Source organism: Rhodanobacter sp. C03, from assembly GCF_002001175.1.
Lineage (GTDB): Bacteria > Pseudomonadota > Gammaproteobacteria > Xanthomonadales > Rhodanobacteraceae > Rhodanobacter.
In genome coordinates this window covers 610,163-632,740 of sequence record NZ_MUNT01000001.1, presented here as the reverse complement: position 1 = coordinate 632,740, position 22,578 = coordinate 610,163, and the positions used below count along the sequence as shown (strand labels likewise).

Genomic DNA, 22,578 nt, shown 5'->3' with positions numbered 1-22,578 from the left:
CATGCTGCGCCGCGACGTGCGCATCTGCATCGATAAGCTACATTTGGATCGTTCTAATTCGGCATAACTCGATGTCCAGCCATACCCCGATCGGCCGCAAGGTAACCTTGAATGACATCGCTGCCGGCTGCGCGCTATCAAGGGCCACCGTGTCACTGGTATTGCGTGGCAGTCCGCTGGTCAACAAGCACACCCGTGCAAGGGTCGAGCAGGAGCTGCGTCGGCAAGGTTACGTCTACAACCGTGCCGCCGCGAATCTGCGTCGGCGCACCTCATCCAGCATTGCCTTGGTCCTGAACGATTTGACCAATCCGTTCTTCGCCGAGTTCGCCGCGGGAGTGGATCAGACCTTGGGCGAAGCCGGCTTCGTCACCCTGCTCGGCTGTACCGGCGAATCGGCGACGCGCGAGCAGGCCGTGCTGAGTTCGCTGCTGGAACACGGCCCCGGCGGCATCATCCTGTCGCCGGCCGAGCACAGCAACGCGCATGAGGTGCTGGCGGCGATCGGCACGCAGGCGCCGTTGCTGCTGTTCAATCGCGAACTGGGCGGTGCCATGCCCGAGTTCGCCCACTGGGACCAATTGATGCTGGACAACCAGCACGGCACCCGTCTGGCCACCGAGCACCTGATCGCACGCGGGCATCGGCGCATCGCCTTCTTCGGCGGTCACCTGGATTCCAGCTCGTGCCGCCAGCGCCATGCCGGCTATGCGCAGGCGATGCAGGCGGCCGGACTGACGATCGAGCCGCACTGGCGAATCGAGTGTGCGCCGACCCGACTTGATGCCGCCCATCAGACCCATGCCTTGTTCACCGGCACGCCCACGCCAACCGCCGCAGTCTGCTACAACGATGCGGTGGCGCTGGGATTGATGCTTGGGCTGAACCAACGCGGGCTGCGCCCAGGCAAGGATTTCGCGCTGACCGGTTTCGACGATATCGCCGAAGCCGCACTGGGCATGCCGCCGCTGACCACCTTGTCGACCGCACCGCGCGAGCGTGGACAGCAGGCGGCACAATTGATCCTGCAGCGGCTGCACGAACCTCAAGCGGACAGCCGCAAGACCATCGCAGCGGTGCAACTGATCGTGCGCGAAAGCAGCTGTCCACCTTCTACCACCTGATCAACCGGGGAACTCGCATGGCTTTCGCTACTCCGCCGCAATCACCCATCGCACCCGGCGCCCGCAACGAGCGCTACACCGATTACCCGATGGCGATGGGTGTGCTCACCACGATCTTCTTCATGTGGGGCTTCCTCACCTGCCTCAACGACATCCTGATCCCGCATCTGAAGTCGATCTTCCAGCTCGGCTACGCGCAGGCGATCCTGGTGCAATTCACCTTCTTCGGTGCGTACTTCCTGATGGCGCTGCCGGCCGGCTGGCTAGTCGCCGCGCTGGGCTACAAGAAAGGCATCGTCGCCGGACTGACGATCGCCGGACTGGGCGCGCTCGGTTTCTGGCCCGCAGCAGAAATGCATCTGTATCCGGCATTCCTCGGCGCATTGTTCGTGCTGGCCACCGGCATCACCGTGCTGCAGGTGGCCGCCAATCCGTACGTGGCGTTGCTGGGTCCGGAAAAAACCAGCTCCAGTCGACTGACCCTGGCGCAGGCGCTGAACTCGCTCGGCACCACGTTGGCTCCCTTGTTCGGTGGCCTGCTGATCCTGTCCAACGTGGTGAAGGATCCGCCAGCGCTGGCCGCGCTGGCGCCGGCCCAACGACTGCTTTACGACACCCAGCAGGCACAGGCCGTGCAGTTCCCGTATATCGGGCTGGCCGTGGTGCTGTTCCTGCTGGCGGTGTTCGTGTGGCTGTTCCGCTTGCCGGCGCTGACCGAGGCCACCGACCAGGGTGACCATGCCCGACACGGCTTCGCCGAGGTGCTGCGCCATCCGCACGTGCGGTTCGGCGTGCTCGGCATCTTCTTCTATGTCGGTGCGGAAGTGTCGATCGGCAGTTTCATGGTCAATTACCTCTCGATGCCGGACATCGGCCACATGAGCGAACAGCAGGCCGCGCACTACGTATCCTGGTACTGGGGCGGCGCGATGGTCGGCCGCTTCCTCGGCTCCGCACTGATGGCAAAATTCTCGCCGCGCAAGCTGTTGGCCACCTTCGCCGCAATCAATGCACTGCTGGTGCTGACCACCATGCTAAGCAGTGGCGATGTGGCGATGTACAGCATCATCGCGATCGGCCTGTTCAACTCGATCATGTTCCCGACCATCTTCGCACTCGGTATCGAGCGGCTGGGACCGATGACCAGCAAGGCCTCCAGCCTGCTGATCATGGCAATCGTGGGCGGCGCGATCGTCCCTTACGTGCAGGGCGTGCTCGCCGATCACATCGGCTTGCAGCACGCGTTCTTCCTGCCGCTGCTTTGCTATCTGTACATCCTGTTCTACGGCATCCGCGGCTCCCGCATCGAGGCGTTGCCGCAAACCAGCTGAAGGTGGCGCCGCGAGCACCGAGTTTTCCATTCCGGGACATCAAACTGCATGACCACACGACCCATCCTGTGCTTCGGCGAGGCACTCATCGACTTTCATGCCGAGGGCGGCGACGGGTCCGGCTTCGCGCGGCATTTCGTGCCGTTCGCCGGCGGCGCCCCGGCGAACGTCGCCGTGGCGGTGGCCCGGCTCGGCGGTGCCGCACGTTTTGCCGGCATGCTGGCGCGCGACCGCTTCGGCGATTTCCTGCTGCACAGCCTTCAGCAGGCCGGCGTCGGCACCGATGATGTGAAGCGCACCGACACAGCGAACACCGCACTCGCCTTCGTCACGCTGGACGCCCACGGCGAGCGCAGTTTCAGTTTCTACCGCGAGCGTACGGCCGACCTGCTGTTCCGTCCCGAGCACTTTCGCGCGGATACCTTCCGCGATATCGCGGTGCTCCACGTCTGCTCCAACAGCATGACCGACCCGGCGCTGGCCGCGACCACCCGCGAGGGCATGCAGCGTGCATACGGCGCCGGCGCACTGGTCAGCTTCGATCTCAACCTGCGTCCCGCCCTGTGGCCGGCCGACGTCGATCCGCATCCGCTGCTGTGGCCGGCACTGCATCTGGCTGACGTGGTGAAACTGTCTGCGGAGGAATTCACGTGGCTCGCACGGGATGGCGAACAGGCGGCACTCGACCGCCTGTGGCAGGGCCGCACGCGGCTAGTGGTGGTGACCGATGGCGCGAAACCGCTGCGCTGGTTCCATCCCGATGTCGAAGGCGAGCTGCCGTGCTATCCGGTCGAGGCGGTCGATGCCACCGCTGCCGGCGACGCCTTCGTCGGTGGCCTGCTGTGCTGCCTCGCCGAGCTGGCCGTCGCACCCGAGCGGATCGACCAGCTGGTGACCGAACTGCCACGTCTGCACGCCATGTTGCGCTTTGCCGCGGCCGGCGGTGCGCTGACCGCCACCCGCCAGGGTTCGTTCGCCGCGATGCCGCGCGGCGACGAAGTGCTGGCCTTCATGGAGGGACAGGCATGAACACGTCGCCGAGCATGCCTGACTTCCACTCCGCCGTATTCCTGCGCAGCCATATCGCGCAGACGATGGCGTTCTATCACCCGCGTGCGATCGATCTGGCCGGCGGCTTCTTCCACTACTTCAAGGACGACGGCACGATCTACGATCGCCAGCATCGTCACCTGGTCAGCAGCACACGCTTCGTCTTCAACTACGCGATGGCTGCGATCGAACTCGACACGTCGGATTCCCTCAATCGCGAGTATCTCGACGCCGTGCGGCATGGCCTGCATTACCTGCGCGAGGTTCATCGCGACCCGCACAGCAGCGGCTATGCCTGGACGATCCGCGACGGCCAGCCGGAAGACCGTACCAACCATGCCTATGGCGTGGCCTTTGTGCTGCTCGCCTACGCCACCGCCTACAAGGCCGGCATCGCCGAAGCCGCCGCGTGGATGGACGAGACCTGGCAATTGCTGGAACAGCGCTACTGGGATGCGCCCGCCGGGCTGTACCGCGATGAAGCCGATGCCAACTGGCAGTTCAGCGACTACCGTGGGCAGAACGCAAACATGCACATGTGCGAGGCGATGCTGGCGGCTTACCAGGCCAGCGACGAACCGCGTTATCTGGAACGCGCGCTCACGCTTGCCGATCACATGACCCGCGGTCAAACCGCCCAGACTGGTGGACTGGTGTGGGAGCATTACGACCGCGACTGGAACATCGACTGGGACTACCACCGCGATGATCCGAAGCACCTGTTCCGCCCGTGGGGTTTCCAGCCCGGCCACCAGACCGAATGGGCCAAGCTGCTGCTGATCCTGGAACCGCTGCTGCTCGAACGCGGTCGCGAGGAAAACTGGCTGTTACCGACCGCGAAGCAATTGTTCGACACCGCGCTGGCACGTGCCTGGGACAACCAGCACGGTGGCATCTGCTACGGCTTCGCACCGGACGGCAGCGTGTGCGACGACGACAAGTATTTCTGGGTACAAGCCGAATCACTGGTCGCCGCCGCCCTGCTGCATGCTCGTACCGGCCTGGCCGCCTATGACGACTGGTACGGGAAACTGTGGGCGTACGCGTGGCAGCATTTCGTCGATCACCGCTACGGCGCGTGGTACCGCATCCTCACCCGCACCAACCGCAAGATCGACGACGAGAAAAGCCCCGCCGGCAAGACCGACTACCACACCATGGGCGCGTGCTACGAATTGCTGCATGTGTTGCCGCCGCACTGATCCAGCGGAACGCGCCGCCACTCTTTTCTCCACCGCATACCTGATGCCGCAAGCACCTCCATCCCCTGGAACTGATGCATGAAAAACCTCACGCTCCCATGCTTCGCTGCCTGCCTGTCGCTGCTTTCCACAGCGGCATTGCCCGTACATGCCGCGGATGCCGGCACCGCCTCACGCTTCGATCCACTGCAGACCTTTGCGCCCTACGTCTACCCGCAGTCGGCGAACGCCTATCGCTCGGCCAGCGGCAGGCCCGGCCCGCTGTTCTGGCAGAACCATGCCGATTACCAGATCAAGGCCACACTCGACCCGGCCAGTCGCAAGCTCAGTGGCAGCGAAGTGATCAGTTACACCAACCACAGCCCGGACTCACTCGACGTGTTGTGGCTTCAGCTGGATCAGAATCGCTATCGCAAGGATGCGCGCGGCGCATTCACTGGACGTTTCCCGAAGGAATTCACCGACGGCTACACCATCGCCTCGGTCGAAGTGGAAGACACACACGGCCATCAGCAGGCCGTGAAATGGGCGGCTTCCGACACCCGCATGCAGGTACAACTGCCTGAGGCGCTGAAAGGCAACGGCGGCAGCCTGCGCGTGCATATCGCATGGAGCTACACGGTGCCTGGCGAGTTCGGCGGCCGCACCGACGTCAACTCCAGCAAGAACGGCGAGATCTTCGAGATCGCGCAGTGGTATCCGCGGCTCTGCGTTTACGACGATCTGCGCGGATGGGATACCGCGCCCTATCTCAACAGCGAGTTCTATCTGGAATACGGTGATTTCGATTATTCGGTCACCGTGCCCTCGGACATGATCGTGGTCGGCTCCGGTGAACTGCTGAATCCGGCCGAGGTGCTGACGAAGACCGAGCAGCAGCGGCTGGAACAGGCGCGGCACAGCGACAGCACCGTGATGATCCGCAGCGCGGAGGAAGTCACCCAGCCGTCCAGCCGTCCGCAGCAGGGTGGCACGCTGACTTGGCACTACCGCATGCACAACACGCGCGACGTCGCATTCGGGGCCTCGAAGGCGTACGTGTGGGATGCCGCGCGGATCAACCTGCCCGAAGGCAGGACGGCGCTGGCGATGTCGGCGTATCCGGTCGAGAGCGCCGGCGCTGCCGCCTGGGGTCGCGCCACCGAATACCTCAAGGCCTCGACCGAGTACTTCTCGAAACAGTGGTATTCGTATCCGTGGCCGGTGGCGATCAACGAGGCCGGCACCGCCGGCGGCATGGAATACCCCGGCATCACCTTCGACTCCAAACACTCCAGGGGCAGCGACCTGCATGGCCTGATCGCACACGAGATCGGGCACAGCTGGTTCCCGATGATCGTGGGCAGCAACGAGCGTCGCGATGCGTGGATGGACGAAGGCTTCAACACCTTCATCGATGTCTACGAGGCGGACGCCTTCAACCACGGCGAATACGCGCCCAAGCGAGACAGCGAGTACGCCCCCGGCAGCGGCAGCCCGGCCGACCAGATGGCAAAGGTGATGCTGGATCGGCAAGCCCCGCCGTTGCTGATCGGCGCCGACATGGTGGCGGAGAAATATCGCCACCCGATCACCTACTTCAAGGGCGCGTTCGGCATGGTGCTGCTGCGCGAGCAGATCATCGGGCCGGAACGCTTCGACCCGGCGTTTCGCAAGTACATCGCCACCTGGGCGTACAAGCATCCCAGCCCCTCGGATTTCTTCCGCTTCATGGAAAGCGAAACCGGCGAGGATCTGGGCTGGTTCTGGCGCGGCTGGTACGAGCACGACTGGACACTGGACCTGGCCGTGCAGCAGGCCACGTATACCGATGGCGACTACCGCAAGGGCATCGACGTCACCGTAGCCAATCTCGACCAGCTGGTGCTGCCCGCCACGCTCGAAGTGCTCTACGACGACGGCAGCAAGCAAGACGTCCGCGTGCCGTGGGAAACCTGGCAGCAGCACCGCAGCTACGTGATCCATGTGGACGGCACGCACAAGGTGAAATCGATCAGCATCGATCCCATGCATGTACTGCCGGACATCGATCGCAGCAACAACACGATCAGCATGCCGTGAGCGACTGATCGCGCGCCGCTACTTGTCGGCACACGAGAAGGCGGCAGTCCTGCGACTGCCGCCTTTCGTTTGACTACCCATCAAATCCGTACCAGAGCGGCTCCGGGGCGACGCTGGCGAACAAGCGCGATCACCGCGCGTGGTGGTCATCCGTCCGCTTCTGCAGCAGCAATAGATAGCTGGCGGCGGACCAGCTGAAATTGGCTGATTGATAGCCCTGGCCGGTCAACGGGTCGTAGTTCTCATACACGGGGGCCTGCTGCGTCAGGCCCTTGGCGTTGAGTACCAGACGGCGTGCCATGGCGTCGGCCTGCCGGTCGTAGCCATAGCGCCGGAGAGCCTCGACCCCGAAATAGGCTTGATCGAGCCATACCGGACCACGCCAATAACCCTTGATCGGTGAAAAGTGCGGGTCGTCGGCGGCGAGTGTTGGGAACGGCATGAAGGTGGCGAACTTGTTCGGGTCCAGCATGATCCGGATCACCGACTTGGCCTGATCGGGAGTCGCCACGCCAGCCCACAGCGCCGTCCAGCCTTCCGAACCATAAACGCGCACGGGATCGCCGCTGCCCAGTTTGATATCGAAGAAGTAACCGCGCGTCTTGTCGAACATGCGTGTCTGAACAACGGTCTTCATCGTCGCGGCCTCTTTCAGCCACTGTGCGTGATCCTGGGTCTTGCCGAGGATGGCCGCGACCTGCGCCAGATCCAGTTTTTCCTTGTACAGGTAGGCATTGAGATCGGCCGACGCCTGATCCATCGACCAGGCGCCCTCACCATTCTTCAGCATGCTGATGGCATCGAAGCGGACGCCGTTGTCCATGCCGCTTTCCCACTTCGCGGCGACCTTGCTGCCGTCGGTCGAACCATATTCGGCCAGACCGTCGTGATCGTGATCGCGCGCCGTGAACCACCAGCGGTGATAGCGCACCAGCTTGTCGTACATCTCGGCCAGAAAGGCCTTGTCGCCGGTAGCACGATAGATTTCCAGCGTCGCCCACACCGCCAGCGGCGGCTTGGTGTCGCGCCAGTTGTTGCCTGCCCTGTCGAGGTAGATGCAGTCCGGAACCATGCCGTCGGCGGCCTGGTAGTCGAACATCGCGCGCATCTGATCGCGCGCGAGTTGGGGCGCGAATTGCGCCAGTGCCGCCGCGTGCTTCCACGAATCCCAGGACCAGAATCCGTTGAAATCGGGATTGGAATACGAAGGGACGACACCGTCGTGATGCAGGTCGCCACGCGGCGCTCGCCAGTTCCCCAGAAGGGTCAGCATGGCCTTGACGGAAACCCGTCGTGCGACCTCGTCGGGAATACCGGCAAGGTGGCTTGATGTCACGGACTTCAGATAGTTGTCCCAGCGCGCGCGATTTTGCGTCCAGGCCGAAGCGACATCGACCGGCGTTGGCTGGTCGGCATGGACGTCGTAAACCAGGGTCTGCTCGACAAAGACCGTTGCCGTCTGATTCGGCTTCAGATGCAGGGGCTGGTCCAACGCGATGCGGTAGTCGGCTCCCGACAGCGTGACCCGGTAAGTGGGAGTGCCGTCAGCATGAAGCCGCGTGGTCAGCTTCGAGTTCGAGTTGGCGAAGGTTTGCGCCACCGTATCGCCGTCCTTGACCAGCCCGGCCTGCTGCTGGGGCATCACGCGCCCGGCAACGGAAAGATCCACGTCCTGCGCTGTTGTCGCGGTCAGCTCGATCCGCACCAGGGCATGCCAGGAATCGGCAAAGAAAAAGGTCTCACGCACCGTCAAGTCCGGGCCGGAAAACTGGCGTACCAGATAGCCCGGTGCAGCGTGGCTATCGACCGGGTTCAGGGCGATGTTCTGGTTATTGGTGGCATCCCGTAATGCCACCTGGGCGAAGCGCGCACCGATCCATTGGCCATTGCCAAGACTGTGCACGAAGGGGCCGGAAAATCCGGTTGCCAGATCACCGGCAACAGGCAGGCTGTAGCCATGCCACGAACCGGCGTCAAAAAAGATGTTGAAGCTTCGATCCGTTGGCGTCTGCGGTGCACCATGCAGGTCGAGCACATCGAGATAGCTTGTAGCGGCATCGGCCTGATTGACGACTGGCTCAGCCCGCGCGCCCCCGCCGCCAAGATTAAAGACCGCGATAGTCGCAGCAACGATCAGGAGTTTGATGGGTGGACGCATGACGTATCGTTCCTTCGCGCGGACCGCTGGTGAGGAGGCCGCGTCGGCCACGGAAGCAGCCGACGCGACGCAGGTTCCCGGATGGCAACGGTTTCGTTCCCTAGGATTTTAGAACTTGTACTTGACCTGGAAGTTGACTTCACGCCCCTCGATCGAGCGGGCGAGAATCACCCCGCCGCTGCTGGCAAAGCCGAACAGGCGGGCATTGCCCTCGGTGATGCCAATCTGGTTGGTGACGTTGGTGCCGCGCAGACTCAGCATCCAGTTCTGGCCGATGTTGGCGTTGGCACCGAAGCTCACATCGTAATAGCTGCCCATCGGCTGCTGCATCAGCTGGTCGCTGAAGCGGTTGCCGATGTGCTCGTAGGTGGCCCAGAACTTCAGGCTGCCCCAGCTGGTTGGCACTTCGTAGGCTGGCGTCACGCGGTACTGGATCTCGGGCTGGCGATCTACCGTCATGCCGGCGATGCTGCTGCACAGGAAACTGCCGTCCTGCGCCTGATACGTCACGCAGCCCGCGTAACGGTTGTAATGGCCGTGCATGTAGTTGCCGCTGAGCGCAACGGAGAAGCGCTCGAACGGCTTGAGCATCACCTGTGCGTTGACGCCATTGGTCATCGAACCGTAGACGAGGCTGACCAGCCCCGTACTCAGCTGGATGGAGTACGGCACGCCGATGAACTGGCGATGGTACGCACTGATATCCGCGTAGATCCACGGTGCCTGGTACTTGAAGCCCATCTCGTAGTTGTGGATGTGCTCGGTCGGCGGATTGCCGAGGTTCACGATGTCGTCGAAGCTGGGCAGGAACGCGCCGTTGTTGACGCGGGCGTACATGCTCATGTTGTCGGCCAGCTTGTAGTTGGCGCCCAGTGTCCACGACGCCGCGCCACGGTTCTGGCCGTAATGGGTCCAGCTGTCGATCAGGTATTCGGCGTTGTTGTTGTAGACGGTGTTCGGGTTGGCGTCGAGGTCGCCCGACGCGGTGTTCTGGAAGTTGCCGCCGATGTTGTCATGCTGCCAGCGCACGCCGCCGTCGAAGCGCCACTTGCCCACCGTCCACTCGTCGGCGAGGTAGAACGCCGTGGTGGTGGCGTGCCAATCCTCGTTGAACGCCATCCACGACGCCGGGCCGGTGGCCCAGAACAGGCCCTGCTTGTCGGTGAGCTGGTAGACGTTGCCGCCCTCGGTGTAGTCCACCGCGATCGGGGTCGGATTGTTCTTCGCCTGCAACAGCATGTTGAGGCCGTCGGCTTCGGAGTGGTCCATGCCGTACACCGCGGTGTAGTTGCCGAAGGTCAGCGTGTTGCCGTCGAAAATTTCCTTGCTCAGCCGGAACTCGTTGCTGAGCGAGTGGATGCGCTTGTGGATGTACTCCGGGTTCTGCACCGAGACGTTCTGGTTCAAGTCCGCCGGCTGGCCGTTGTTGGTGTAGACCGCCGTGGCGGTGCCGCCGGACGGCAGGCCGAAGTCGGCGACGGAACCGGTGATGAACTCGCCCAGCGAGGTCGGGTTGGCGCCGGTGCTGTAGAACGCCGTGGTGTCCATGCTGCCGCCGACGAGGATGGCCTTGTCGGAGAGCGACCAGCCATTGTCGAACTCCAGATCGAGGTTGGCGCCGACCACGTGCATGTCACCGCCCTGGCCGTTGGCCATGTCGATGTTTTGCCCGCCAGGCGTACAGCCGCTGGTGAAGCAGGGCGTGGTCTGCAGGAACTGGTAGCGATCGGCGTTGCTGCCGAAGGTGCCGGTGAGCGGGCTGAAACCCGGATAGGGCGAGAACTTGCCCGCGGACGGGTTGTAGATCGGCGTGTCGGTAACCCACTGGTTCTTGTCCTTCAGGTCACGCGCGTAGAACATCAGCGAACCGTGTTCCAGATCGTGGCTGAGCGTGGCGGTGAGCTGACCGCCCTTGTCCGAGGCGAACTGCGGATCGCGCACACCGTCCGACTTGCGCCAGAAGCCACCCACGCTGCCGTACCAGCCGCTGTCCTTGCCGCCGATCGGGAAGCCGTAGAAGCCGTCCAGCCGCTCCATGCCTTCCGAGCCGTAGGTCACGCCGATGTCGCCACCAGGCGTCGAGGAACCTTCCTTCAGAATGAAATTGGCGATCAGGCCGGGCTGGCCGTTGCCGTACAGCACCGAGGTGCCGCCCTGCACGGCTTCGACGCGATCGATGGTGTCGTCGAGGCGGAACATCGCGTCGGTGAAATAGTCCCACTTGGGGAACAGCGGCGAGCCGTTCATCTGCAGCGTCACGAAAGGGGCGCCACTGTCGGATGGGAAGCCGGCGACCTCGATGTTCGCGCCGGTCTCGCCGCCGGACGATTCCGGATACACGCCGGGCGACATCTTCAAAAGGTCGGCCGTGCTGACCGGGTTGAGCTCCCTGATCTGCTCGCTGGTCGCCGTGGTGACCGAGTAGCTGGCATCGATCTTCTTGATGCCACCAAAGGCGGAGTTGCCGGTGACCACGACGGTGTTGAGCGTCTGCGCCGATGTCGCTTCAGCGGGTTTCTGCTTGCCGTGCTCGGTCGATGGCGCGACCTGCGATGGCGTAGCCTGGGACGCCGTGGACTGGGACTCTTGGGCCTGGGCAGCACCGGTCGCCAGCATGACGCCGATGGCAACGCTTAGAGCCCGTCGATTGATCTGCGTGCAATTTCTCATGATGAATCTCCTCCCCGAAACATATGGATCAATAGTTATTTGGCTGGACTCGATGCCGTTGCGCCTGCGCGTGGCCAGGTCCATTCGGTGTTTGAAGCTGTTTCGTTCCTTCGCCGCGGTCCCTGCCACAAGCCGGGCAGCGTCGAGAACGCATCCTAGCCCAGAAAACTCAATTTGTACTACCATAGTATAAAAGACGGATAGACGTGACGAAGACGCGCCTAACCGCACGCCATGGGACGCGGCCCGCCGGATGGCGATTCGACAGGTAGGCAGGGACGGGCGCAGCAGCGATGTCACCACCGGCCGGCAAGCGCCGGGCATGGTCGATGGCTGGCTCAAAGCAAGGCGCGGACGTGGCCAGCAACAAGGTGCCGGCGGTTAGAGAAGCGCGCTGCTGCGGTTGAATTTCAACCCGAGGCCGCCGGATATATATGCGTGCCGCGCAGACTTCCCACGGTATATTTGTATGATCAGTTCCAGGCGCTACCGCACTGCAACATGCCGTGCTTGCCTGACAACGCTGAAAGCGCCCTTACCGCGGAGAGAAGCTGAAAAATGAAAGCGACGGATGCACGCAATCTGCACGGCCATGTGATCCGTGAGTTGGGCAAGCGGATTGTTATCGGTGACTTGCGTCCGGGCGATATCTTGCCGCGCGAGGAGGCTCTGGCCGAAAGCATGGATGTCAGCCGCACGGCCCTGCGCGAAGCCTTGAAAGTCCTGTCTGCCAAGGGCTTGATCGAGTCGCGCCCGCGCGTGGGTACCCGCGTACGTGCGACGCACTTCTGGAATCAGCTGGATGCGGACGTCCTTTCCTGGCGTTGCGCCTCGATGCCGACCGACGACTTCATCGAAAAACTGGTGGAGATGCGCGAAATCATCGAGCCGGCGGCAGCGGCCGCGGCAGCACGCCGCCGTACCGCGACTCAACTGTCCAACGTGGAGCTTGCCTACCGAAAAATGGAGGCGGCCCGTGACCCTGAAGAGTGGGCCGTGGCAGATCTCAGCTTTCACGATGCCGTGCTTCAGGCGACCGGCAACGAATTGATGATCTCGCTGTTCTCGGTGGTCGAAAGCGCGCTCGGGATGTTCTTCGTGTTGTCGGCGAAAACGGCCGGCAACTTCAGCTATTCCCTGCCACACCATCTGAAAGTGCTTGAAGCGATCCGCCGCAAACAGCCGGAGGTCGCACGCAAGGCGATGCAAAGCATGATTGAGGATTCGCTGGCCAACCTGCACAAGAAGCGCAAGGGTAGCTCCAGGAAAGCTTCCTGATGCTTATCCTGCTGAAACCCGCCACCAGTTGCGTTTGCAAATCCGTCGACACCCATGCTGTCGTTCGCTCCGCCATCATTGCTTGAAGCTGCAGTAACTTCTTCACCGTCTCGCGCTATTGAGCCACTTCGGAAGAAAAACCGTGGCGAGTGATGTGGAGGGTATGCGTAGTCTGTTCGAAATTGCTTTTGACCCGCCGCCCAGAGGAAGCCGCCGATCTGCGGAATCCGTCTACGCGCAGTTGCGCGCCGCAGTTCTTGATGGTCGGTTGGTTCCCGGGTCCAAACTCCCGGGGGAGCGTCAGTCGGCTGTCTTTTTCGGTGTATCGAGAAACACGGTTGCTCGGGTTTATGCGAGGCTGGCGATCGAGGGCCTGGTACAGCCCCGGCAAGGCTCGGGAACGTATGTGGCGGCGAAGCAAAGTCGCCCGCCGCGCGAACCCTTCCTGGCACAACAAACGCCCGATCCACGTCTGAATTCGCTGTGGTCGCAGCCCGAGCTGGCCCGGACACTCAACTTCTGGCAAGACAATCAGCGTACAAGGGCGCCGAGCGCGGCCGCATTCCTGGATTTCCGGCCCGCGCTGGTCGATCCGCGATTATTCCCCTTCGAAGCATTTCGTCGGGTGAGTGCCAAGCAGCTCCGACGAATGGAATTGAAGCCGCCTGCCTTCAAGAGTCCGCAAGGCAACCAGGGTCACTACCCGCTGAGGGCAGCCATCGCGACGCACATTGGCATCTCGCGCGCGCTCGTGTGCGAGCCCGACGATGTGCTGGTTACCGCCGGCGCGCAGCAGGCTTTCGATATTCTTGCCCGTGTACTGGTAACCCCTGGGGTTACGACGGTCGCCATTGAAGATCCAGGTTACCCGCCGATGCGCGCTGCATTTCTCGCTGCCGGCGCCAAGCTTGTACCCGTACCGGTCGACGCGGAAGGGCTGGTGGTCGACGCCCTGCCGATCCCGGTACAGATTGTCTGCGTATGCCCTTCACACCAATTTCCGTCCGGCGTATCCATGTCAGCGCCGCGGCGGGTGGCACTGCTCGAATTTGCACGCAGGCATGGGGCCGTCATCGTCGAGGACGATTACGACGGAGAATTCCGCTACGACGGCACGCCACTGCAGGTGCTGCGATCCACGGCGACCGCGGCTGATGTGTTCCACGTCGGCACCTTCTCGAAGTGCATGCTCCCTGCACTGCGACTGGGATTCACCGTGGCACCGCAGTGGGCCATGCCGGCGCTGATTACCGCGAAGAACTGTCTCGATTGGCATTGTCCGACGTTGACGCAAATGGCGGTTGCCCGTTTCATCGCGGATGGGCATCTGGCGCAGCACGTGCGAAAGCTTCGTGACGTATACAAGAAGCGACGGGATCTCATAGAAGAAATACTCCGATCGGACTTCTCGGGAGAACTGTCACCGATGCAGTCGCACTACGGCATGCATGTGGCGGCGTTCTCGACCCCGTCCAAGCGCCTCGAACGCGTCACCGCACGATTGCTGGAGTCAAACGTGCATCTGCATTCGTTTGAACGCTATTTTTTCGGCGCACCCACATCGGAAGGCCTGGTTTTCGGTTACGGAGCCGTCGATCTCAAGGCTATCGAGCAGGGTATGCAGACATTGCGGCGCGTGCTCTAGCCGGCGGTTGAGAAACCTCCCGACGCCGCGTCAGCAAAGTGGACCACCCCAAATTTCTCCGACTGGCCCTTCTGACGCTGCGGGTTTTCCCTAAAGTTTCATCTTGGGATTGGTTACGCGGAGAGCGCAATGATGTGGCGACTACTGTTACGTGGAGTCATGATTGCCGGTGTTCTTGCATGCGCGTCCTTGAATGCAAGAGCCGCGTCGCCTCGGGACGGCGCTCATGATTTCGACTTCGCTCGCGGGGTTTGGCATACCCATGCCACGCAAGTGCTCGACCCGTTCGATGGCGGGACCCACACGGTGACCATGGACGGTACAAAGACCGCGCGGCCGGTTTGGAATGGTCGCGCGTGGCTTGAGGAAATCGAGGCCGACGGCCCCAACGGACATTGGGAAGGCGCGACGCTCTTCGTCTATAACGCCAAGGCCGGGCAATGGAGCCAGACTTACATCGACAGCGACTCGGGAGAGATCGAGGCCCCGACCATCGGAAGCTTCAAGGACGGTCGGGGCGAATTTTTCGGTACGAGCGTCTATAAGGGCCGTACGGTTCTGGTACGCGGGGTCTGGTCTGACATCACGACCAACTCTCATCGCTTTGAGATTTCCTACTCCCGGGACGGCGGCCGAACATGGGCAACCGCGTTCAAGGCTTACTTGACGCGGCTGAAGTGATCGCGCTCGGGCTTCCGCTCGTCATGCCGGACTACAACCCGCGCAATACCTGATCGAGCTTGTCCAGAAATTCTTCGGCGTTGGCCTGGCTGAACACGATCGGCGGCTTGATCTTCAGCACGTTGTCGTCGGGGCCTTCGGTGGAAAGCAGCACGTGACGTGCCTTCATCGCTTCCACCACGGCCTTGGCCTTCGGCTGGTCGGGCGTTCTCGCGGCGCGATCACGCACCAGCTCGGCACCGACAAACAGGCCGCGACCGCGTACGTCGCCGATGCAATCGTGCCGTTGCTGCAATTCGCGCAGTCCGTCCATCAGGAACTGACCGACGCGACGTGCGTTCTCCTGCAGCTGTTCGTCGGCAATCACATCCAGCACGGCCAGCGCGATCGCGCATGACACCGGATTGCCGCCAAAGGTATTGAAGTACTCCATGCCACTGACAAAGCTGGCGGCGATCTCCGGCGTGGTCACCACCGCGCCCATCGGATGGCCGTTGCCGATCGGCTTGCCGATGGTGACGATATCCGGCACGACGCCTTGGGATTCAAACGCCCAGAAATGTTCGCCGACCCGGCCAAAGCCGACCTGCACTTCATCGGCCACGCAGACGCCGCCGGCCGCGCGCACGGCCGCGTAGGCTTCAGGCAAGTAACCTTCCGGCAGCACGATCTGGCCGCCGCAGCCCAGCAGCGATTCGCAATAGAACGCCGCCGGCGCGATATCACGCTGACGCAGACCGTTGATGGCTGCTGGCAGCAGTTGGCCATACTGCCGACCCGCCGCGGCCGTTTCGCGGAAAGGCCCACGATAAGTGTCGGGCATCGCCACCACACCCACATGCGAACTCTGCCCTGCCCCACCCTTGCCGTTGAACTTGTACGGGCTCAACTCGACCATCGACGGTGAATGGCCGTGGTAGGCGTGATCCACCACCACCACACCCTGTGCCTTGGTGTGTGCCCGCGCCAGGCGCAGCGCCAGGTCGTTCGCTTCGGTGCCCGAGTTGGTCAGGAACACGACCGACAACGGTTCGGGCAAGGTGGCGGTCAGGCGCAGCGCATATTCGACGATATTGTCATGCAGATAACGGGTATTGGTGTTGAGCTGCGCCATTTGCGCCTGCCCTGCCGCGACCACGCGCGGATGGCAATGCCCGACATGGCAGACGTTGTTGACCATGTCCAGATAGGACTGACCGTGCTGGTCATACAACCAGATACCCTCACCACGAACGATCTTGAGCGGCTCGTTGTACGACACGCTGAGGGTCGGATTCAGCAGCCGTTTGCGCAAGCGCAGGATGTCGGCATTGCTACGCTGCGGCACGTTGCTGGCGGTGGCGCCGACGGTCGGGCCGGAGGCGGTGGGATCAGTCATGGCTTGGTTCCAGAAAGGGGCCGACGATGGCATCGTGGTCGACTTCAGCGAGTTCGCGCAACAACGCGCGCACGCCTTGCTGCGACACGAGGATGAATGGGTTGTCAGGCTCTTCCCGATGCGCGCGCGTCGCCATAAGCACGCTGTGGCAAAGGCGCGCGAGGATGAAGGCATGCAGTTGTTCGAGCTCGACGCGCTGCAACGGACACTGCGCCTGATAGCCGCGAACGATCGTGCGCGCACACGCCACCGGATCGGCCTCATGCTGCATCGCATAGGTACAGGCGATCGCCAGATCGGCCAGCCGGAAACTGGTGCACATATCGCCAAAATCAATCACCGCGCGAACGCGCAGTCCATCGCCGTCATTCGCCACGATCACATTCAGGTCGTTGGCATCGTTGTGCAGCACCGTGATCGGCAGCTGCGTTCGCCATGACGGCAGGCGGGCACAGAACGCCTCGGCGTGCGTTTGCACGATGGCGCGCAGCCCGGCATCTTCGATATGCGCGATTTCGCCGCGCAGTGTTGGCAAGCGCAGCAGATTCCAGTCGTGCTGGCGGTCGGCCGCCGGATGATGAAAGTCCTGCAACCCGCGCGTCAGCCGGCCGACCGCGCCGCCGAGGCTCTCATGCAACGCCGCGCGCTGCGTCTGCGGGACTGCTCCGATGGCATCCGCATACGTCGTGCCGGGCACGAAGCTTAACACACGCACCTGGCACGGCTGCCCCGCGATCGGCAAGGTCAACAGGTGCTCGCCGTCCACGGCGAGCTGCACCCGCGGCCACTGCAACGTGGGCTCGCACTCAGCCAGCGTCATCATGGCCTGATTCTCGAGGTCCAGATCCAGCCGCGACCATGACGGGTGCGCCACCTTCAGCACATACTCGCCATGGCCGGTGCGGATGCGGAAGTTCTGATCGGCATACGATGGCAGGGCGCAAATATCGCCATGGATGCGCCAGTGCCGGCCAGCCAGCGCCAGTGCCGCGTCAGGAGTCAGGATGTCCATAGGATCGCGCACGAATATTGCGGGAGTCTTAATTGTAGTATAAGTTGACATTTTAAACTCACCACAGGCGCATCCCATGTTTCGGCCCTTGCTGGCGGCGGTATTGGCCACTGCCATGATGATCACCGCTGCCAACGCGAACCCGGTCGATGCCGGCGGCCCGCATCCGGCGCCGCTGCAAGGCGCGGCGTTGCTGCACCAGCGCGAGCCGATGAGCTTTGGCGTGTTCTATTACCCGACGCAATGGCCGCGGAACCAGTGGCAGCGTGACTTCGACGGCATGGCCAAGCTCGGCTTCGACTTCACGCACATGGCCGAATTCGACTGGACCTACCTGGAGCCCGAAGAAGGCCAGTTCGATTTCACATGGCTCGATCACGCCATCGACCTGGCCAGCAAGGCTGGATTGCGCGTCGTCCTCGGCACGCCGTCGGCGGCGCCGCCGAGCTGGATGGACGAGCGCTACCCGGAGGTCTACCGGGTGGACGAACACGGCCAGCGCCATGAACACGGCATCCGCGCGGAAGTATCCCTGGCCAATCCGAAGTACGAAGCCTTCGTGGCACGCCTGGTCACCGCCATGGCCGAGCATTACGGCCACGATCCGCGCGTCTGGGGTTGGCAGGTCGACAACGAGCCCGGCAGCTTCCTCGACTACAGCGACAGCGCGCGGGCGGCGTTCCAGGCTTGGCTGCAGAAGAAGTACGGCAGCATCGAGGCGATGAATACCGCATGGGCCGGTTCGTTCTGGAGCACTCGCTACGGCAGCTTCAAGCAGGTGCACCTCCCGAATGCCACGCTCGCGGCCGAAGACAAGCTGAGCCCGCATGCGCAGCTCGACTTCGCCCGCTTCCAGGCCGACACCACCGCGCACTTTCTCGATGTCCAGGCGCTGATCATCAAGAAGTACGCCCGCCCCGGGCAGTGGGTGACGACCAACTACACCAACGTCTCCACCGGCACCGATCCGCGGCGGACACATGACCTGGATTTCCCGACCTTCACGCTCTATCCGGTCGCCGGCGCCAACGTGCTGGGCGGCGATAGTTTCGAAATCGGCAAGCCCGCCAACCTGATGGAAGCCGCGGCATATTTCCGCTCCATCAACGGCACCTTTGGCGTGATGGAATTGCAGCCGGGTCAGGTGAACTGGGGCGAGATCAATCCGCAGCCGATGCCCGGCGCGGTCAGCATGTGGATATGGCATGCCTTTGCTTCCGGCGCGTCCTTGCTGAGCACCTACCGTTATCGTCACCCGCTGCGCGGCAGCGAGATGTATCACGAGGGCATCGTCGGCACCGACGGCGTGACGCTCTCGCGCACCGGGCGTGAATTCGTCGACACCCTGCATCAGATCAAGGCGCTCGAATCGCAGCTCGACAGCAAGGCACCGCTGCCGCAAAAACTGGCGGCGCGCTACACCGCCTATCTGTGGAGTCAGGATGTTTTCTGGGACCTGGAGATCCAGCCGCAAACCACGTTGTGGAACAGCTGGGCCTACCGCAACGGCTACACGCTGGCCGTAAAAAGCACCGGCGCGCCGATGGATTTCATTGCGGAAGACGATGATTTCAGCCGCTATCCGTTCCTGATCGCGCCGGCTTACCAGATGGTCAGCAAGCAGCTGGCGGACAAATGGCGGCGCTATGTGGAACAAGGTGGCCATCTGATCCTGACCAGCCGCACCGGGCAGAAAAACGAGCTCGGCCAGTTCCATGAAGGACCGTGGTATGCACCAATCCTCGATCTGATCGGCGACGATGTCGATGGCTTCGACATGCTGCCGCCGAGCGCCAGCGGACACGTCACCGCGGACGGCAAGACGCATGACTGGCACCGCTGGGCTGACATTCTCACGCCGCGCCCAGGCACCCAGGTGCTCGCCACCTATGCCGATCATTACTATGCCGGCAAGGCCGCGGCAACCACCCGCAAGCTGGGCAAGGGCAGCGTCACCATGATCGGCGTGTCGACCGATGACGGCGAGCTGGAGCGTGAAATCGTGCGCAGCGTCTATCAACGTGCGGGCGTGGCGATCGAGGATCTGCCGAAGGGCGTGTTCCTCGACTGGCGCGGCGGCTTTGATTTCATGGTGAACTACAACCCGCAGCCGTTTGCCCCTGTGCTGCCGGCAAGCGCGAAGATCGTACACGGCCAGGTGCCGCTGGCCCCGGCGCAGACGCTGATCTGGAAGGACACCACGCCGTGATGCACCTAACATCCGTATTGCTGTGCCATGGGGGAAACTTGAATCCATGAGCGGTTTGATCGGACTCGACTGGGGCACCTCCGGCCTGCGTGCCTACTGGCTCGATGAGGTTGGCGAAATTCGCGAGACGCGAGCGCGCGCTTGGGGCATTCGTCATCTGCCGGATGGTGGCTTCGATGCCGCGTTGACCGATATCACCGCGGGCTGGCCCCAACTACCGCGACTGGCCTGCGGCATGATCGGCAGCCGCCAGGGCTGGCTTGAGGTGCCGTACTTGGACCTTCCCGCCGACACGGCGCAGCTCGGCAGCGCCGTCCGCAGTCTTCGCGCCAACGATGGTTCGGACGTCCATATCGTTCCCGGCCTGCGCAATCCACAAGGCCCCGACGTGATGCGCGGCGAGGAAACCCAGCTGTTGGGCGCGCTTGCCTTGCGCCCGGCACTGATCCCCGATTCCACCTGGATCCTGCCGGGCACGCACAGCAAGTGGGCTCGTGTGCGCGATGGCACCGTGGTCGATTTTTGTACCCTGATGACGGGCGAACTGTTTGCGCTGCTGCGGCAGCATTCGATCCTTTGTGCCGGCTCGGGCGATGCTGCGGTGAATCCTGCCGCGTTTGCGCGTGGCGTCATCGCGGCGCGCGACAGCGGCAGCGCCGGAGCATTCAGCCGGCTGTTCTCGGCCCGCGCCTTGATGCTCGACGGTGCGCTGGCGCCGGACGCCGTGCCCGAGTATCTCTCCGGCCTGCTGATCGGTGAGGAGCTGCGTTCCAGCCTTGCCTCGAATCGTTTCCCCCACGACGCACCGCTCCAGCTGATTGGCGATGCCGCGCTGTGCGCGCGTTATCGGCTGGCCGCATCCCAATTCCACCTCGATCTCGCCGAACCCATCGTGGACGCCGCCGCGCACGGGCTGTGGCAGATTGCCTGCGATATCGGTCTGGTCAGCACCGGTTCGCCCACGGCGCCCAAGGAAACTTCTTCATGCTGAGCTCCTGGCTCAATCCCCTGCCCCTAGTCGCGATCCTGCGCGGCATCCGTCCCGACGAGGCAGTTGCGATCGGCCACGTGCTCGCCGACGCCGGCTTTCGCGTGCTGGAAGTGCCGCTCAATTCGCCACAGCCGATGGAAAGCATCCGTCGGCTCAGCCAGTCTCTGGGCGACAGCTTTCTTGTCGGTGCCGGTACCGTGATGACTCCAGCCCAGGTGCAAGAAGTCGCCGACGCCGGTGGCCGTCTGATCGTGATGCCGCACGCCGACACTGTCGTGATCCGCGCGGCCAAGGAAGCGGGCATGGTCTGCGTACCCGGTGTCGCCACGCCCACCGAAGCCTTCGCCGCACTCGCGGCCGGCGCCGACGGGCTGAAGCTGTTTCCTGCCGACCAGCTGTCGCCCGAGGCACTCAAGGCCTGGCGTGCTGTGCTGCCCAAGGAACTGCCGGTGCTGCCGGTCGGTGGCATCACGCCCGACAACATGGCGGCATGGGTCGCCGCCGGCGCGCAGGGGTTCGGCATTGGTTCCGCGCTGTATGCGCCCGGCCTCGATGCCGATGAAGTCGCCAGCCGCGCTCACGCCTTCGCGCAGGCGTGGGCGACGGTCTCTCCAAAATCTCAGGAACACCGTGCATGAAGATCACCAAACTCACCACCTTCCTGGTGCCACCGCGCTGGTGTTTCCTGCGCATCGACACCGATGCCGGCATCAGCGGCTGGGGCGAGCCGGTGGTGGAAGGCCGCGCACATACCGTGGCCACCGCCGTCGATGAACTGTCCGACTACCTGATCGGCAAGGATCCGCGCCACATCGAGGATCTGTGGAACGTGATGTACCGCGGCAGCTTCTACCGCGGCGGCCCGATCCTGATGAGTGCCATCGCCGGCGTTGACCAGGCGCTATGGGACATCAAGGGCAAGCATCTCGGTGTCCCGGTGCATGAGCTGCTTGGTGGCCCGGTGCGCGAGCGCATTCGCGTGTATTCGTGGATCGGCGGCGACCGTCCGGCGGATACCGCGAAGGCCGCCAAGGCCGCGGTCGAACGCGGCTTCACCGCCGTCAAGATGAATGGCACCGAAGAAATGCACTTCGTCGACAGTCACGCCAAGGTCGAGCGCGTGCTAGAGAACGTGCAGGCGGTGCGCGAGGCGGTCGGCCCGCACATCGGCTTGGCCATCGATTTCCACGGCCGCGTGCACAAGCCGATGGCCAAGGTGCTGATGCGCGAGCTGGCGCCGTACAAGCTGATGTTCATCGAGGAACCCGTGCTGTCCGAGCATCTAGATGCGATTCCGGAACTCGCCAGCATCGCGCCGGCACCGATTGCGCTGGGCGAACGTCTGTATACGCGCTATGACTTCAAGCGCGTGCTGCAAATGGGCGGCGTCGACATCATCCAGCCCGACCCCTCGCATGCCGGCGGTATCACCGAAACGCGCAAGATCGCGGCGATGGCGGAAGCCTACGACGTGGCGCTGGCGCTGCACTGCCCGCTCGGCCCGATCGCGCTGGCAGCGAATCTGCAGCTCGATGCGGTATGCCACAACGCCTTCATCCAGGAACAAAGCCTGGGCATCCATTACAACGCGGCCAACGACCTGCTCGACTATGTGGTCGACCGCAATGTTTTCGCCTACGCGGATGGCTACGTCACGATTCCCGGCGGCCCCGGCCTCGGCATCGAGGTCAACGAAGCCTACGTCGCCGAGCGTGCCGAGGTTGGCCACCGCTGGCGCAATCCGCTGTGGCGCCACGACGATGGCAGTGTCGCCGAATGGTGAGCATC

The 22,578-nt window shown here is 63.2% G+C and carries 16 protein-coding genes; 12 read left to right on the top strand and 4 right to left on the bottom strand.

Annotated features, from left to right (window positions below):
- Positions 1-71 precede the first annotated feature (71 nt).
- The 5 genes from B0E48_RS02675 (at position 72) to B0E48_RS02655 (ending at position 6,768) form a co-directional block, all read left to right on the top strand.
- Positions 72-1,124: a LacI family DNA-binding transcriptional regulator gene (locus tag B0E48_RS02675; protein ID WP_077515872.1), complete on the top strand. Its 1,053-nt coding sequence runs from the start codon at positions 72-74 to the stop codon at positions 1,122-1,124.
- A gap of 89 nt (positions 1,125-1,213) precedes the next feature.
- A complete protein-coding gene (fucP, locus tag B0E48_RS02670; protein ID WP_254423875.1) occupies positions 1,214-2,455 on the top strand; it encodes an L-fucose:H+ symporter permease in 1,242 nt (413 codons plus the stop codon).
- Between the two features lie 48 nt (positions 2,456-2,503).
- The gene (locus B0E48_RS02665) at positions 2,504-3,484 is read left to right on the top strand and encodes a carbohydrate kinase (protein ID WP_077515870.1); all 981 of its coding nucleotides are present in this window, start codon (positions 2,504-2,506) and stop codon (positions 3,482-3,484) included.
- On the top strand, positions 3,481-4,707 hold the full coding sequence (locus B0E48_RS02660; protein ID WP_077515869.1) for an AGE family epimerase/isomerase: 1,227 nt from the start codon (positions 3,481-3,483) through the stop codon (positions 4,705-4,707). Before B0E48_RS02665 ends, B0E48_RS02660 begins: the two co-directional genes overlap by 4 nt.
- A gap of 78 nt (positions 4,708-4,785) precedes the next feature.
- Positions 4,786-6,768 carry a M1 family aminopeptidase gene (locus B0E48_RS02655; protein WP_139350130.1) on the top strand — a complete coding sequence of 661 codons (1,983 nt, stop codon included), beginning with the start codon at positions 4,786-4,788 and terminating at the stop codon, positions 6,766-6,768.
- A 130-nt stretch (positions 6,769-6,898) separates the two neighbouring features.
- Here B0E48_RS02655 and B0E48_RS02650 read toward each other — a convergent pair whose 3' ends face one another.
- Positions 6,899-8,977 carry a trehalase family glycosidase gene (locus tag B0E48_RS02650; RefSeq protein WP_077515868.1) on the bottom strand — a complete coding sequence of 693 codons (2,079 nt, stop codon included), beginning with the start codon at positions 8,975-8,977 and terminating at the stop codon, positions 6,899-6,901.
- A 57-nt stretch (positions 8,978-9,034) separates the two neighbouring features.
- Positions 9,035-11,596, bottom strand: coding sequence for a TonB-dependent receptor (locus B0E48_RS02645; protein ID WP_168170276.1), 2,562 nt, complete (start codon positions 11,594-11,596; stop codon positions 9,035-9,037).
- A 558-nt stretch (positions 11,597-12,154) separates the two neighbouring features.
- Between B0E48_RS02645 and B0E48_RS02640 the strand changes: the two genes are divergently transcribed.
- From B0E48_RS02640 to B0E48_RS02630, 3 genes are all read left to right on the top strand, one after another.
- Positions 12,155-12,874 (top strand): FadR/GntR family transcriptional regulator, encoded by a 720-nt coding sequence (locus tag B0E48_RS02640; protein WP_077515866.1) that lies wholly within the window; start codon positions 12,155-12,157, stop codon positions 12,872-12,874.
- 163 nt (positions 12,875-13,037) lie between these two features.
- Positions 13,038-14,519 (top strand): PLP-dependent aminotransferase family protein, encoded by a 1,482-nt coding sequence (locus B0E48_RS02635; RefSeq protein ID WP_139350129.1) that lies wholly within the window; start codon positions 13,038-13,040, stop codon positions 14,517-14,519.
- Positions 14,520-14,648: 129 nt separating this feature from the next.
- Positions 14,649-15,200, top strand: coding sequence for a hypothetical protein (locus B0E48_RS02630; protein ID WP_139350128.1), 552 nt, complete (start codon positions 14,649-14,651; stop codon positions 15,198-15,200).
- Positions 15,201-15,231: 31 nt separating this feature from the next.
- On the opposite strand, the gene B0E48_RS02625 is transcribed toward B0E48_RS02630, so the two are convergent.
- Both B0E48_RS02625 and B0E48_RS02620 read right to left on the bottom strand, forming a co-directional pair.
- Positions 15,232-16,578 carry an aminotransferase class III-fold pyridoxal phosphate-dependent enzyme gene (locus B0E48_RS02625; RefSeq protein ID WP_077515863.1) on the bottom strand — a complete coding sequence of 449 codons (1,347 nt, stop codon included), beginning with the start codon at positions 16,576-16,578 and terminating at the stop codon, positions 15,232-15,234.
- Positions 16,571-17,707 (bottom strand): phosphotransferase, encoded by a 1,137-nt coding sequence (locus B0E48_RS02620; RefSeq protein WP_077515862.1) that lies wholly within the window; start codon positions 17,705-17,707, stop codon positions 16,571-16,573. The genes B0E48_RS02625 and B0E48_RS02620 overlap by 8 nt, the downstream gene beginning before the upstream one ends.
- Here B0E48_RS02620 and B0E48_RS02615 point away from each other — a divergent pair.
- Genes B0E48_RS02615 through dgoD form a run of 4 tightly spaced genes read left to right on the top strand, consistent with a single transcriptional unit; the run spans position 17,667 to position 22,573 of the window.
- On the top strand, positions 17,667-19,799 hold the full coding sequence (locus tag B0E48_RS02615) for a beta-galactosidase (protein ID WP_077515861.1): 2,133 nt from the start codon (positions 17,667-17,669) through the stop codon (positions 19,797-19,799). The genes B0E48_RS02620 and B0E48_RS02615 overlap by 41 nt on opposite strands.
- A gap of 46 nt (positions 19,800-19,845) precedes the next feature.
- The gene (locus tag B0E48_RS02610; protein WP_077515860.1) at positions 19,846-20,790 is read left to right on the top strand and encodes a 2-dehydro-3-deoxygalactonokinase; all 945 of its coding nucleotides are present in this window, start codon (positions 19,846-19,848) and stop codon (positions 20,788-20,790) included.
- Positions 20,784-21,428, top strand: a complete 645-nt coding sequence (locus B0E48_RS02605; RefSeq protein ID WP_077515859.1) for a 2-dehydro-3-deoxy-6-phosphogalactonate aldolase — start codon at positions 20,784-20,786, stop codon at positions 21,426-21,428. The genes B0E48_RS02610 and B0E48_RS02605 overlap by 7 nt, the downstream gene beginning before the upstream one ends.
- Positions 21,425-22,573 (top strand): galactonate dehydratase, encoded by a 1,149-nt coding sequence (dgoD, locus tag B0E48_RS02600; RefSeq protein ID WP_077515858.1) that lies wholly within the window; start codon positions 21,425-21,427, stop codon positions 22,571-22,573. Before B0E48_RS02605 ends, dgoD begins: the two co-directional genes overlap by 4 nt.
- Positions 22,574-22,578 lie beyond the last annotated feature (5 nt).